General features: G+C 36.4%; 12 protein-coding genes. 4 read left to right on the top strand and 8 right to left on the bottom strand.

Going from position 1 to position 12,835, the window contains the following annotated elements; genetic code table 11:
- Positions 1 to 27 precede the first annotated feature (27 nt).
- A complete protein-coding gene (locus ACIGHG_RS03930; RefSeq protein WP_396547289.1) occupies positions 28 to 1,086 on the top strand; it encodes an ABC transporter permease in 1,059 nt (352 codons plus the stop codon).
- A 12-nt stretch (positions 1,087 to 1,098) separates the two neighbouring features.
- Positions 1,099 to 2,169, top strand: coding sequence for an ABC transporter permease subunit (locus ACIGHG_RS03925; protein ID WP_396547287.1), 1,071 nt, complete (start codon positions 1,099 to 1,101; stop codon positions 2,167 to 2,169).
- Positions 2,170 to 2,375: 206 nt separating this feature from the next.
- On the opposite strand, the gene ACIGHG_RS03920 is transcribed toward ACIGHG_RS03925, so the two are convergent.
- Together ACIGHG_RS03920 and ACIGHG_RS03915 are read right to left on the bottom strand one after the other, a co-directional pair.
- Positions 2,376 to 2,921 carry a hypothetical protein gene (locus ACIGHG_RS03920; protein ID WP_396547285.1) on the bottom strand — a complete coding sequence of 182 codons (546 nt, stop codon included), beginning with the start codon at positions 2,919 to 2,921 and terminating at the stop codon, positions 2,376 to 2,378.
- A gap of 443 nt (positions 2,922 to 3,364) precedes the next feature.
- Positions 3,365 to 3,784, bottom strand: coding sequence for a MarR family winged helix-turn-helix transcriptional regulator (locus ACIGHG_RS03915; protein ID WP_139207613.1), 420 nt, complete (start codon positions 3,782 to 3,784; stop codon positions 3,365 to 3,367).
- 312 nt (positions 3,785 to 4,096) lie between these two features.
- Here ACIGHG_RS03915 and ACIGHG_RS03910 point away from each other — a divergent pair, with 312 nt between their 5' ends.
- Positions 4,097 to 4,756, top strand: coding sequence for an SIMPL domain-containing protein (locus ACIGHG_RS03910; RefSeq protein ID WP_336471372.1), 660 nt, complete (start codon positions 4,097 to 4,099; stop codon positions 4,754 to 4,756).
- 134 nt (positions 4,757 to 4,890) lie between these two features.
- Complete coding sequence (locus ACIGHG_RS03905; RefSeq protein WP_090914083.1) at positions 4,891 to 6,180, top strand: NCS2 family permease; 1,290 nt, start codon at positions 4,891 to 4,893, stop codon at positions 6,178 to 6,180.
- An 81-nt stretch (positions 6,181 to 6,261) separates the two neighbouring features.
- Here ACIGHG_RS03905 and corA read toward each other — a convergent pair whose 3' ends face one another.
- The 6 genes from corA to xerD all read right to left on the bottom strand — a co-directional run bounded on the left by corA (position 6,262) and on the right by xerD (position 12,835).
- Positions 6,262 to 7,224, bottom strand: a complete 963-nt coding sequence (gene corA, locus ACIGHG_RS03900) for a magnesium/cobalt transporter CorA (RefSeq protein ID WP_139207625.1) — start codon at positions 7,222 to 7,224, stop codon at positions 6,262 to 6,264.
- Between the two features lie 77 nt (positions 7,225 to 7,301).
- Positions 7,302 to 8,606, bottom strand: a complete 1,305-nt coding sequence (locus tag ACIGHG_RS03895; RefSeq protein WP_396547282.1) for a pyrimidine-nucleoside phosphorylase — start codon at positions 8,604 to 8,606, stop codon at positions 7,302 to 7,304.
- Between the two features lie 7 nt (positions 8,607 to 8,613).
- Positions 8,614 to 9,435: a purine-nucleoside phosphorylase gene (locus ACIGHG_RS03890; RefSeq protein WP_336471370.1), complete on the bottom strand. Its 822-nt coding sequence runs from the start codon at positions 9,433 to 9,435 to the stop codon at positions 8,614 to 8,616.
- Between the two features lie 12 nt (positions 9,436 to 9,447).
- The gene (gene deoB, locus ACIGHG_RS03885) at positions 9,448 to 10,632 is read right to left on the bottom strand and encodes a phosphopentomutase (protein ID WP_336471369.1); all 1,185 of its coding nucleotides are present in this window, start codon (positions 10,630 to 10,632) and stop codon (positions 9,448 to 9,450) included.
- A gap of 430 nt (positions 10,633 to 11,062) precedes the next feature.
- Positions 11,063 to 11,806 carry a FixH family protein gene (locus ACIGHG_RS03880; protein ID WP_336471368.1) on the bottom strand — a complete coding sequence of 248 codons (744 nt, stop codon included), beginning with the start codon at positions 11,804 to 11,806 and terminating at the stop codon, positions 11,063 to 11,065.
- Positions 11,807 to 11,944: 138 nt separating this feature from the next.
- Entirely contained in the window at positions 11,945 to 12,835 is an 891-nt protein-coding gene (xerD, locus tag ACIGHG_RS03875) for a site-specific tyrosine recombinase XerD (protein ID WP_336471367.1), read from the bottom strand.

The following is a 12,835-nucleotide window of genomic DNA, read 5'->3' as shown; positions in this document are numbered from 1 at the left end:
GAACACATATAAATAGAGGTGAATTACATGTTCCATAAAGCATTATGGATGCGAAACTGGAAGCAAGGGAAATATATTGTATTGCTATTCTTTTTTAGTTGTCTCTACTTTTTTCCATATGAATATTATCAAGCAGCAGAGCAACAACTTGATTCTTATCATGAACTTCACGCTAAAGGAAATTTTTATTATGAATATACTTTTTATTCCTCTAATAGTTTTTGGATAGCCTTTATTGTAATTATTTTAGGATGTCTTTTAATCGGATGGGAACGTAGAAATCAATCTGAGGATATGCTTATGGCAATGCCGTTTAAGCGACGTGATATTTTCTTATCAAAATGGCTCTTTGGAGTAGTTCATATTTTAATTTCTTTTTTTATAAGTTGGATACTTATGTATCTCATTTATAAGGCAACAATTCACTTTGAATATCAATCATTTTATCCGTTTCACCGATACTTTCTCTATGCAATTGTTTCGTATATTGCAATCTATACAGCTACCTTATGTATTGGAACATTTACTGAGAGCATTATTTCACAAAGTATCTTTAGCATCACTTTTTTAATTATGGGGTGTAGCGTATTTTCACTAGGACTCTCTTTCCTAACTATTCATTGGAATGCAATTGACAAAGAAAGTTATTGGAAAAGGGTTGGCACAATTTATGAACTCAAAGACAAAACAAGTATTTCCACTCCTATAAACAAATTTACTATTGGTTACGATTATGATCCAAAACATCGTCGTACTGATAATACTGAAAATACTCTAAAAGGTCCTGCATTTCATCAATTTTATTCTGCCAAAGCAATGCTTGTTCCTGTCTTTTATGCAATTTGTTGCTTACTACTTGGCACATTTCTTTTTACACGGACACGAAATGAAAATAATATAAAAATCTTTCTTTTTCAGAAACACCGCTTGCTATGGATATGGGGGACTACACTATACTTTGCTTTAATAGGTGGACGGTTTTCAAATCCTTTTGGCTTATTATTGAAATACTACGTCGGCTTCTTTTTACTTGGGAGCATCACCTATTTCATACTATCCCGTGCTACCAAATATAAAATTTTTTAAAGGAGCGATCCTATGTTTCATAAAGCACTATGGCTTCAAACATATAAACAAAGTAAATATATCGTATGGTTATTTTGGCTCATTAACTTCTATATACTATCGTGCAAATATTATTTGGCAGCTGTAGAACAACTAAACTATTTCCACGATAATATGAAATGGAATTATCGTTTTCATTACAACTATTTTTTCCCTGATGAAACTATAGTAATACAAGGTGCACTTATTATTGTTTTAGGTTGTGCACTCATTGGCTGGGATCGTCACAATCAATCTATCGATTTACTTTGGTCGATGCCATTCAAACGAACACATATCTTTCTTACAAAATGGTTGTTTGGTGTTTGTAATATTATGAGCGTTCTAGTATTGAACTGGGGAATGTTCGCCATTTTGAAAAAAACAACTTTTCATAGTAAGTATCAAATTTTCTCACCTTTTCACTATTATTTTCTATACGCAGCCATCGTACTCATTGCAATCTATACGCTAACGTTATGTATTGGAACAATTGCTGGAAATATTGTATCACAAGGCTTTTTAACTGCAATTGTTCTTCTTTTACCATTCGTATTGCCTATTTTAATTGCTGGATTCATTTCTGTTCATACGAATAAATCGTATGTTAACACTTACGAGCAAGAAAATACATATATAAATAATGTTGGAAAATTTACTGTCTTTTCACCTATGATAGATTTTCAAATTTATTTTAATTACGATCCGCAGTCTGCCCATACAGATAAAACAGGAAAACGAATCAATGAGCCTAATTTTAGTTCTATTCCGTCTCCTTGGACATTAATAAGCCCTATTGTATATACAATGATTTTATTACCATTAAGTACGTACTTATATGCTCGGTCACCTAACGAACAAAACGGAAAAATACTACTTTTTCCAAAACTACAAAAGCTCTTTATCGTTTGTACCGTAACGTGCTTTGCCTTACTTGGTGCTCGTTTACTAGGAGGAATCAATTCGTTGGTAAGCTATTATATTGGTTTTCTAGGCACAGGAATTATAACTTATCTCATTCTATCTCGTCTGTTAAAATGGAAATTCTCTTTCAGTGGAAGGTAACAATACTGTTTTAACTAATAATAAATCGAGGTGAATTACATGTTCCATAAAGCATTGTGGATGCGAAATTTTCACTGATGGCAGTAAATCTATCCCGCTTCACTATATGTATTTTATTGGATTGAGCATTTTGACATACGCTATTTTACGGTGGGGGTTAAAACATAAACTTTCTCTATATGCAAAATAGCCTCCTAGTCAGGAGGCTATTTTACATTGTTTCGTTTTTCACTATAATCCTTCTCTTCGTCTGTCCCAAATCCATCGTGATTTGTCACAATTTGATCCGTTGGTGCAACAATACTTTCGGCAATTTTCCACTCTCCATACTCTCGTACAAATACTTGTAAAAAGTAGTTCGTTCCATTCATTTGATATGTGTTTTCTTTTTTCACATCATACTGCACAGCTAAATAGTACACTTGTACATTTTCTTTGCCAAATTTTGATACGTACTGAGAAACTCGCGGCATATAAACGGAAGCTTTCGTTAGTGACATTTGTTTTATGCCGATGAGAGAAGAATGTTTTATATTATGTAAAGTATCTTGATGATGAATGCGGTCATTATGATGAAATAATACAGACGTTTGCATTGAACGCATCCATAACTTTGAATATAAAACAGGTTTATGGTTTGAGATATATTCCAGTTCTTTTTGGACAATTTGATTTGGAGACGCTGCACGTATCTCAGTGCCATAACATAATAAACATATCCCGATAATTCCAAAAGAAACAATACGCTTCATTGCCAGCCTCCTATTCCATATACGTAAAGTATAGGAATTTCAGGCTATTTTTATGCAATGCAGAACACAGCATGACTGCTACTTGTTTTCTCCTTTTGTTTTACCTTGCATGTGGCAGGAAAAGGCACTGACCGCTCCTATGCACAGCCAGATGCTCTCGTTCCTCCTAAAAAAGGGGATATGTCATTTTTTAATTTATTTATATATATCCATTTTAATTTTTCAACATATAAGTCGCTGCTATGTAGAATACAACATAACCGCTACTTGCTTTCTCCTTTTGTTTTAAACCTTGCATGTGGCAGAAAAAGGCACTGACCGCTTCTATGCAGAGTCAGATGCTCTCGCCCACCTAAAAAGAAAGAGGGTTTTATGCCATTTTTTCAATTTGCACATGTATTTACACATAAAAAAATAGAAAAGCAATCGTTGCTTTTCTATTTTCATAGTACTCTATCAAAGAGCTCTAATGCCATTTCTATTTCCTCGTCGCTCCAGTCTTGAAACTTCTCTCTATAGTATTCTTTTCGAACATTTTCAAGTTTTTCAGCAACTTCTCTCCCACTATCTGTAATTTCTAAATACACGATGCGCCTGTCTGAATTAGATCGCTTTCTCATTACAAGCCCCTTACGAGCAAGGCGATCTGTAACTGCTGTAATATGACTGGATGTAACGTTCACTTCACTTGCAATTTGCGATGCCATTTGCGGGCTTTTCCAATATAACGCACGCAGTACAGAAAACTCATTCCATGGCATATGTTCAGAAAAAAGTTCATTAATATCGCTTTGTAATAACCGAAGCATTCTCCGAAAGGAAGTAGATAAGTTTAAAATAAGCGCTTCTCGTTTTTCGTTCACTGTTCTCGACCCTTTTTTATAATATTTACACATATTATAATGCATGAATACCTTAATTGTATATATTTTCTTTCTACTTAGATTTTCTGCTATCCCGCATTAACAGGCAGTAAGTCCCCCACCTCAAGATTCAGAGAAAAGCGCGAAAGATAGGTGGGGAATAACAGCCTGTAAAAGCCCGATTGGTTCAACTAACCATCAGTGGGGGATGAAGCCCCCCCCACTGATGGAAGTTTCACTTTATATTTCTAAATTTAAGGAAAAAATGGACTCCCTTCTTTCATATACATAAAGAAAGGAAGGTGAACAATCATGCAAATGGGCATGCCCCCATATTCATATGAATTACGTAACGGCAAAGAGGCAACGATTACTGTACAAGGTGAAGGTGTCGTGAAAGCAAAACCGGATGTTGTCGTCCTAACAATTGGTGTTCGGACTGAAGATCTAAATGTAAAACAAGCACAAGCAGAAAATGCTGCTCTTTCTACTAATTTACTTGCTTCTTTAAAGCAACTTGGAATTACAGAGCAAAATATTAAAACACTTTCTTACACCATTACACCACAATATGAACACGTGAACGAAAAGCCTACCCTACGAGGTTATCAAGTTGATCATTTATATGAAATTATTGTGCTCAATGTACAAAAAGCAGGCGAAGTATATGAAGCAGCTGTAACAAACGGAGCAAATGTCGCCAGAGGACTTGTATTTCGCGTTTCAGGGCCAAATGCTTACTATAAACAAGCATTAGTACTCGCTGTGCAAAACGCTCAAGAAAAAGCAAGGACAATTGCTAGTACATATAATCTAAATATAAATCCAGTTCCTAATTCTGTCGTTGAAGAGTCTTCTCAGATGCCGCGGGAATTTGTTGCTCATTCTGCTGTTCATGGCGGCGCTCCCCCTATTCAATCAGGCGAAATGGAAATCATTTCAACTGTACGTGCTGTTTTTACTTACATGTAATTGTATATCTAGTAAAAAAGAAACCGTTCTCATTTTATTGTTGTAAAAAACTATTGTTTTGCTATAATAATAGACGGTGGGCCTTACATAGGGATATCACGGGTGGGAGAGGGATATGAAAAAGAAGGTTTAACATGAAAGGAATTCTCGAAAAAACATTTAAATTAAACTTACATCAAACATCACCAAAACAAGAAATACTGGCTGGTGTAACATCATTTTTCACGATTGTTTATATTATGATTGTGAATGCATCGATTTTATCAGATGCTGGCATTCCTCTTGAAGCAGGAATTTTAGCAACAGTATTCAGCTCATTTGTCGGATGTCTATTAATGGCATTTTGGGCAAATGCACCGGCGATTCTTGTACCAGGTATGGGAGTAAATGCGTTCTTTACGTACACGGCTGTGCATACACTTGGTTTAACTTGGCAAGAAGCATTAGCAGCAGTATTTATCGCTGGTATTATTTTTGCAATTGCCGCCTTTACACCAATTGCTCGCACACTTTCTGCCGCAATTCCAACGTCATTAAAAGAAGCCATTACTGTCGGTATCGGACTCTTTTTAGCATTTATCGGCTTACAAAAAGGCGGTCTTGTCGTTGCAAATTCAAATACTGCTGTTGCATTAGGAAAATTAAGTAGTCCAGTTGTTCTAGCAACACTGCTTACTCTTATTGTTGCATTAGTTTTATTTATTCGTAACGTACGTGGAAATTTTTTATGGACAATCGCAATCGGAACCGGTATCTCCTGGTTATTTGGTGTTGTTGATACAAGTCAAGTTGGTAATAGTTCATTCTCCTTTGCTAACTATGGTGATGTTTTTGGAGCAATGTCGTTTGGGAAACTGACTTCTTTACCATTTTTAATCGCAACGTTCTCATTGAGTATGGTACTCATTTTTGAAAACATGGGACTTTTGCACGGTTTATTAGAAGATCAGCGTAAATTCCCTCGTGCTTATCAAGCAAATGCAATTTCAGCGATGACGTGCGGTCTATTCGGCACGAGTCCAACTGTTTCTACAGTGGAAAGTGCTGCTGGTATTACAGCGGGCGGCAAGACAGGTCTGACGTCTATCGTCACTGGTGGATTATTCTTTGCCTCATTATTTGCACTGCCGTTTGTAAAATTGATTCCAGATAGCGCAATCGCTCCAATTTTAATTATTATTGGCGGTTTAATGATTACAAACATTCAACAAATTCCTCTGAACGATTTTTCAGAAGGATTTCCAGCGTTTTTAATCATCGTTATGATTCCGCTCACATATAGCATTGCTGATGGTATCGCTTTTGGATTCATTGCATATCCAATCTTAAAAGTAGCACTTGGTAAACATAAACAAGTTGCAAAACCGCTTTATGTTATCACATGTCTCTTCTTAGCCATGTTTGTGTTACATGCCATTGGCTAAATAAAAACGCCGGGAATTCCCGGCGTTTTTATTATTCCGCCATTCGTGGGCAATAAAACCTCCACTGATGGAAGTTTCACTTTATTTAAACCAGCCCTTCTTATAAAACCAGACCATCATGCCTCCACCAATAAAGGCCATTATGGCTAAACAAATATAATAGCCATACTCCCACTTTAACTCTGGCATATTATCAAAGTTCATTCCATATACACCAACAATAAATGTTAATGGCATAAAAATGGTTGAAAAAACCGTTAATGTTTTCATAATGTTATTCATATGATGAGAGTTGAGCGAAAAGTAGCTATCGCGAATATCAGCTGTCAGCTCTCGGCTTGCTTCAATCATTTCGGCAAGCTTTAAAAGATGATCGTGAATATCTTTAAAATAAATTTCATGTTCATTGACACCATAAAAGCGCGTTGAATTCAAAATACGATACAATAAATCGCGCATCGGTACAATTGTTCGTCGTAATTTTGATAAATCAGAACGAATATCAAATACCTCTTCTAATACAACACCGGCTGTATCTCCCGTTAAATTATCATCAATTGCATTTAAATGATCTTCAATATAATATACAGGAGCAAAATAATCATCGACAATTTGGTCAATAATCATATGGGTCACATGAAGGGTACTTCTCTTTATACGCTGTTTTTCCCCCAGTTTATTCCACGCCCGTTCAATCGCCTTATTATGCGAAAAGTGAAAAGATACAACAAAATGATCACTAACGAATAAATCAATTTCATGCGGCTCTAGTCCCTCTTCACTAAAAGCATGAAGAACTAAAAAATTATACCCTTCATAAAAGTCAACTTTCGGCCTCTGTACGTACTCTAAACAATCTTCAATCGCAAGGGGATGGAATTTAAAATAATCTTGTAAAATGTATGTATACTCTTCTTTCGTCGGTTTACATAAGTCTAACCAAAACCATACGATATCTTCTCGCTTCGTTTCTTCTAATGATACGTCATACAATACTTCATTTTCCTTTGTTACTGCACAAATTCTTATCATAATTTCACCCATTATTATTATATGCAAAAAAAGCTAAGGAGAAAACTCCTTAGCCTTTTTATGTCACAATTTGTGAACAAATTGTCACTTTATTTTTCTACGATGCCGTGTACTAACTTCGGTGCATCTACGTGCTTCGAAGACACTGTCACGTTTTCGTAAATTTTTTGTTTTACATCTTCTACATTTTCACGGTTTGCGTAAATCGTTACAAGTGATTCACCCTTCTTCACGCTATCGCCAACTTTTTTACGAAGCATTAGACCAACTGCTAAATCGATTTCAGATTCTTTTGTTGCTCGTCCTGCACCAAGAAGCATCGCTGCTGTACCAATTTCATCTGCTACAATTTCAGATACATAGCCATCTTCTTTTGCTTCTACTTCAATCATATATTGTGCCTGCGGAAGTTTCGCTGGATCATCAACAACAGAAGCATCGCCGCCTTGTGCTGCTAAGAACGTTTTAAACGCTTCTAGTGCCTTGCCATTGTTCATCACTTCAATTAGCTTTTCACGTGCATCCTCTAAAGAAGAAGCTTGTCCAGCTAAGTAGACCATTTGACTTCCAAGTGTTAAACATAACTCTTCTAAATCTTTTGGTCCTTTTCCTTGCAATGTATCAATCGCTTCCTTCACTTCTAGAGCGTTACCGATTGCCTCACCAAGCGGCTGACTCATATCAGAGATAACAGCCATTGTTTTACGTCCAACATTGTTACCAATACGAACCATCGCTTCTGCTAATTGCTTCGCATCCTCATCCGTTTTCATAAATGCACCCGCACCTGTTTTTACATCAAGAACGATTGCATCCGCACCAGCTGCAATTTTTTTACTCATAATAGAGCTGGCAATTAACGGGATAGAGTTTACCGTTGCCGTCACGTCACGAAGTGCATATAACTTTTTGTCAGCAGGTGTTAAATTCCCGCTTTGCCCAATAACAGCAATTTTGTTTTCATTTACAAGACGAATAAATTCCTCGTTTTCAATTTCTACATGGAATCCTGGAACCGCTTCTAGTTTATCAATTGTACCACCTGTATGTCCAAGACCACGACCAGACATTTTCGCAACTGGTACACCCAAAGCAGCTACTAATGGACCTAATACAAGTGTAGTTGTATCACCAACACCACCTGTTGAATGCTTATCTACTTTTACGCCTTCAATCGCTGATAAATCAATTGTATCTCCACTATTTACCATTGCCATCGTTAAATCAGCACGTTCCTGCTCATTCATATCTTGGAAGAAAATTGCCATTGCAAGTGAACTCATTTGGTAATCTGGAATATCACCATTTGTGTACCCTTCAATGATAAAATTAATTTCTTCTGTCGTTAATGCTTTGCCATCACGCTTTTTTGCAATTAGGTCCACCATTCTCATTGTAAACTCATCCCTTCATTTGTTTTACAATTTCTTTTACAAGTGCTAAGAAGTTTGCTTTTACACGCTCTGTTGTTTCAATTACTTCCTCATGATTAAGCGGCTGATCTAAAATACCAGCTGCCATATTTGAAATACAAGAAATACCAAGTACTTTCATACCAGCATGACGCGCTACAATAACTTCTGGTACAGTTGACATTCCAACTGCATCGCCACCAACTGTACGAATCATACGAATTTCTGCTGGTGTTTCATATACAGGACCTGTCATCCCAGCGTATACGCCTTCTTGCACTTTAATATTTAAATCAGCTGCAACTTGTTTCGCCATTGCGCGAAGATCTTTACTATAAGATTCAGACATATCAGGGAAACGTACACCCATTTCAGAATCATTTGGTCCAATTAACGGATTGTAGCCCATGAAGTTAATGTGATCTGAGATTAACATTAAATCGCCTGGCTCATATGATGTATTTACACCACCAGCTGCGTTTGTAACAACAACTGTTTCTACTCCTAATTCTTTCATAACACGAACTGGGAATGTTACTTTTTGCATATCGTATCCTTCATAGTAATGGAAACGACCTTGCATTGCTACAACTGTCACTCCTTGAAGTGTACCGAATACTAATTGACCAGCATGACCTTCAACTGTAGATACAGGAAACTCAGGAATTTCATTATAAGGTACAGCTACTGCATTTTCGATTTCATCAGCTAATACACCTAAACCTGAACCAAGGATTAGTCCTACTGTTGGTGTTTCTGAAAATTTACCTTTTAAATATGATGCAGATTTTGAAATTAATTCACGATTCATTTTATATTCCTCCTATTTACCTAGCTCGTTTAAGAAACTTTTTCCGTATTTTGGCATTGTCACATTGAAGTTTTCGGCAACTGTTGCACCGATATCAGCAAATGTTTGACGAAGTGGCAATTCTTGTCCACCATTTTTCATACTTGGGCTATACGCTAATAATGGTACATATTCACGCGTATGGTCTGTACCGTAGTGAATTGGGTCATTACCATGGTCAGCTGTAATAAGTAATAAGTCGTCCTCTTGTAACTTTTCAAACACTTCAGGAAGGCGTGCATCATATTCCTGCAATGCTTCTCCATATCCTTGAGGATCACGACGATGACCGAATAACGCATCAAAGTCAACTAGATTTAAAAAGCTTAAACCAGTAAAGTCCATGTTTAATGTATCTACAAGTTTATCCATGCCATCCATGTTGGATTTTGTACGAAGAGACTCTGTTACACCTTCTCCATCATAAATGTCAGAAATTTTGCCAATTGCAATTACATCATAGTTAGCATCTTTTAATTCGTTCATAACTGTGCGACCAAATGGTTTTAAAGCGTAGTCATGACGGTTCGGTGTACGTGTAAAGTTTCCTGGCTCCCCAACGAATGGACGAGCAATCACACGGCCAACCATATATTTTTCATCGAGTGTTAACTCACGTGCAATTTTACAAATGTTATATAATTCTTCAAGTGGTACAACTTCTTCATGAGCAGCAATTTGCAGTACACTATCAGCAGATGTATACACAATTAATGCACCTGTCTCCATGTGCTCTTGTCCAAGCTCATCGAGAATTCCTGTTCCAGAAGCTGGTTTATTCCCAATGATTTTGCGTCCTGTTCTCGCTTCTAGCTCATCCAGTAATTCTTTTGGGAATCCTTCTGGGAACACTTGGAACGGCGTATCAATGTAGAGACCCATGATTTCCCAGTGTCCTGTCATTGTATCCTTACCAGTAGATTTTTCTTGCATTTTTGTATAACACGCAAGCGGTTTCTCTACTTTTGAAATCCCTTTCATTTCACGGATATTACCAAGACCTAAATTCATCATGTTTGGCATTTGTAATCCATTCATATGCTCTGCAATATGACCAAGTGTGTCAGATCCTTTATCGCCATATTTCTCAGCATCTGGTGCTTCTCCAATTCCTACGGAGTCCATTACGATAAGGAAAATACGTTTATATTTGCTCACAACTGTAACCTCCTATATATGCTACTAATGTAGTATGTTCAAATTGCTGTAAAAACTTCCTTCTTCTTCTAAGTCAGATGTCAGACATCTCCCACAGCTATCATAACATGTTCACGCTTTCTTTTTAAGGAATTTTTATCACATTTCATATTTTCTACACATTTTCATTGTAATCTATTCTGCACAGAAGTGCTAATAAAACCAATATATAAATCCATTTTGACTTTTTAACATATCAGCCGCTGCTATGCAGAACAAAACGTGATCTGCATTCGTTTTCTCTCTTTGTTTTAATTCTTGCATGTGGCAAGAAAAGGCCCTGACCGCTTCTATGCATGGCCAGATGCTCTCTACTGCCTAAAAGAAAGGCTTTTGTTATTGGTATGTATATCAATAATAAATAAAAACAGCTCTCTCAAAGAGCTGTTCGTTACTTCACTTCAACCGTTTCTTCTTTATGATCATGAAGATCACCTTTTCGTACATGAACCTTCACTTTATACGTGCCTGCTTCTTTAAATGTATGAGCGCTTGCATATTCACCTTTGTTACCTTCTTTTGCTGGAACAAACTCGTGCTTATCTGCACCATCTTTCCAAATTTCAAGTTGAACTTCCGCACCAGTTAATGCTTCTTCTTTTTGTTTTAAGTGTACTTTCATTGTAGATTCTGTATTTGCTTTTACACCATCTGCCATAAGATGAATCATTGTCTCACTTTTATGATCACCATGACCTGCCCCATGACTATCATGAGCTTTCTTTTCTTCTGTTACTTTTGCATTTCCAACAGCTACTTTTACTTCTGGCATCACATGCATATCACGTGCATTTGTATGTGCAATAATATGATAAACACCGTCAGATGGGAATATTTTATCGATTGTATAAACGCCGTTTCCTTTATGCTTCGCATTTACCATTTCTTTTTTCTCTTCGCCATCTTTCCAAATTTCAAATTTCACATCATCTGCATCTGTTACTTTTTCTTTCCCTTGTGTAACAATTGCTTGAACTTCCACTTTTTCATTTGGCTTGATTGTTTCAGGATTTGTTTTTACTTGTACTTTTACTTCTTCAAGCGGCTTATCCTTTTTCGCTTTCTCGTCTGATTTCGTATTACAACCAGCTAATGCTAGTATAGTGATAAATAATGTAATTAAAAGTTTCTTCATTATAACTTCCCCCTTCGTCCTATATAGTATAGAGGAAATATACGTTCAGATTCTAGCCTTCTGCTGAAAACAATGTACGAAATGTTTGTGAAGTTTTTGTGAAGTTTTTTCACCATAATAGCAAAAGGACATGAAATTTCATGCCCTTGGATGGAACTGTTTATATACATCTTTTAATCTAGTTTTTGAAACATGCGTATAAATTTGCGTTGTTGAAATATCAGCATGACCAAGCATCTCTTGTACCGCCCTTAAATCCGCCCCATTCTCTAATAAATGCGTTGCAAAAGAATGACGTAACGTATGTGGAGTAAGTTCTTTTTGAATATTTGCTTCTTTTGCAAGTCTCTTTAAAATTTTCCAAAACCCTTGGCGAGATAAACGATTTCCATGATGATTTAAAAAGAGTGCTTCAGCGGTCTTCTTTCCTAACAGTTCCGGTCTTCCTTTTTCAATATAATGTTGGATCGCTTCGGCCGCTAAGCTGCCAAGAGGGATAATTCTCTCTTTATTTCCCTTTCCAATGCAACGAACAAAACCCATCGTTAAATGTACATCAGCTAAGTTTAATTCAATTAATTCAGAAACACGTAATCCTGTTGCATATAATAACTCCAGCATAGCCTTATCACGAATTCCGAAGGCACTTGTTCCTTTTGGCGTTTGTAATAACGCTTCTACCTCATCAATGGATAACACTTTCGGTAATTTACGCTCAGCTTGAGGCGTTTCAATATGTACAGATGGGTCATGTTCTACAACACGTTCACGTAATAAAAATTGATGAAACGATCGTACAGATGCAATGTGACGCGCCATCGTTTTCGAAGATTTATCATTCTCTTTTAGATGGTGTAAAAAATTAACAATATGCATGCGTGTCACATCATGAAAAGATGTAATCTCCTCTACTTTTTGTAAATACTTCATATAACTTTTTAGATCACGTTCATATGATACAACTGTATTTTTAGCTAATCCTTTTTCAACAACCATATAATGAATAAAGTCTTGTAATTGATCTTCCAA

Source organism: Bacillus sp. NPDC077411 (assembly GCF_044543425.1).
GTDB lineage: Bacteria > Bacillota > Bacilli > Bacillales > Bacillaceae_G > Bacillus_A > Bacillus_A bruguierae.
This window is presented reverse-complemented; position numbering and strand designations above follow the sequence as displayed.

Bases quoted from the DNA above. Each gene is read 5' to 3' on its own strand.
- ACIGHG_RS03930 (WP_396547289.1), top strand. From the start codon at position 28: ATGTTCCATAAAGCATTATGGATGCGAAACTGGAAGCAAGGGAAATAT.
- ACIGHG_RS03925 (WP_396547287.1), top strand. From the start codon at position 1,099: ATGTTTCATAAAGCACTATGGCTTCAAACATATAAACAAAGTAAATAT.
- ACIGHG_RS03920 (WP_396547285.1), bottom strand. From the start codon at position 2,921: ATGAAGCGTATTGTTTCTTTTGGAATTATCGGGATATGTTTATTATGT.
- ACIGHG_RS03910 (WP_336471372.1), top strand. From the start codon at position 4,097: ATGCAAATGGGCATGCCCCCATATTCATATGAATTACGTAACGGCAAA.
- ACIGHG_RS03905 (WP_090914083.1), top strand. From the start codon at position 4,891: ATGAAAGGAATTCTCGAAAAAACATTTAAATTAAACTTACATCAAACA.
- corA (WP_139207625.1), bottom strand. From the start codon at position 7,224: ATGGGTGAAATTATGATAAGAATTTGTGCAGTAACAAAGGAAAATGAA.
- ACIGHG_RS03895 (WP_396547282.1), bottom strand. From the start codon at position 8,606: ATGAGAATGGTGGACCTAATTGCAAAAAAGCGTGATGGCAAAGCATTA.
- ACIGHG_RS03890 (WP_336471370.1), bottom strand. From the start codon at position 9,435: ATGAATCGTGAATTAATTTCAAAATCTGCATCATATTTAAAAGGTAAA.
- ACIGHG_RS03880 (WP_336471368.1), bottom strand. From the start codon at position 11,806: ATGAAGAAACTTTTAATTACATTATTTATCACTATACTAGCATTAGCT.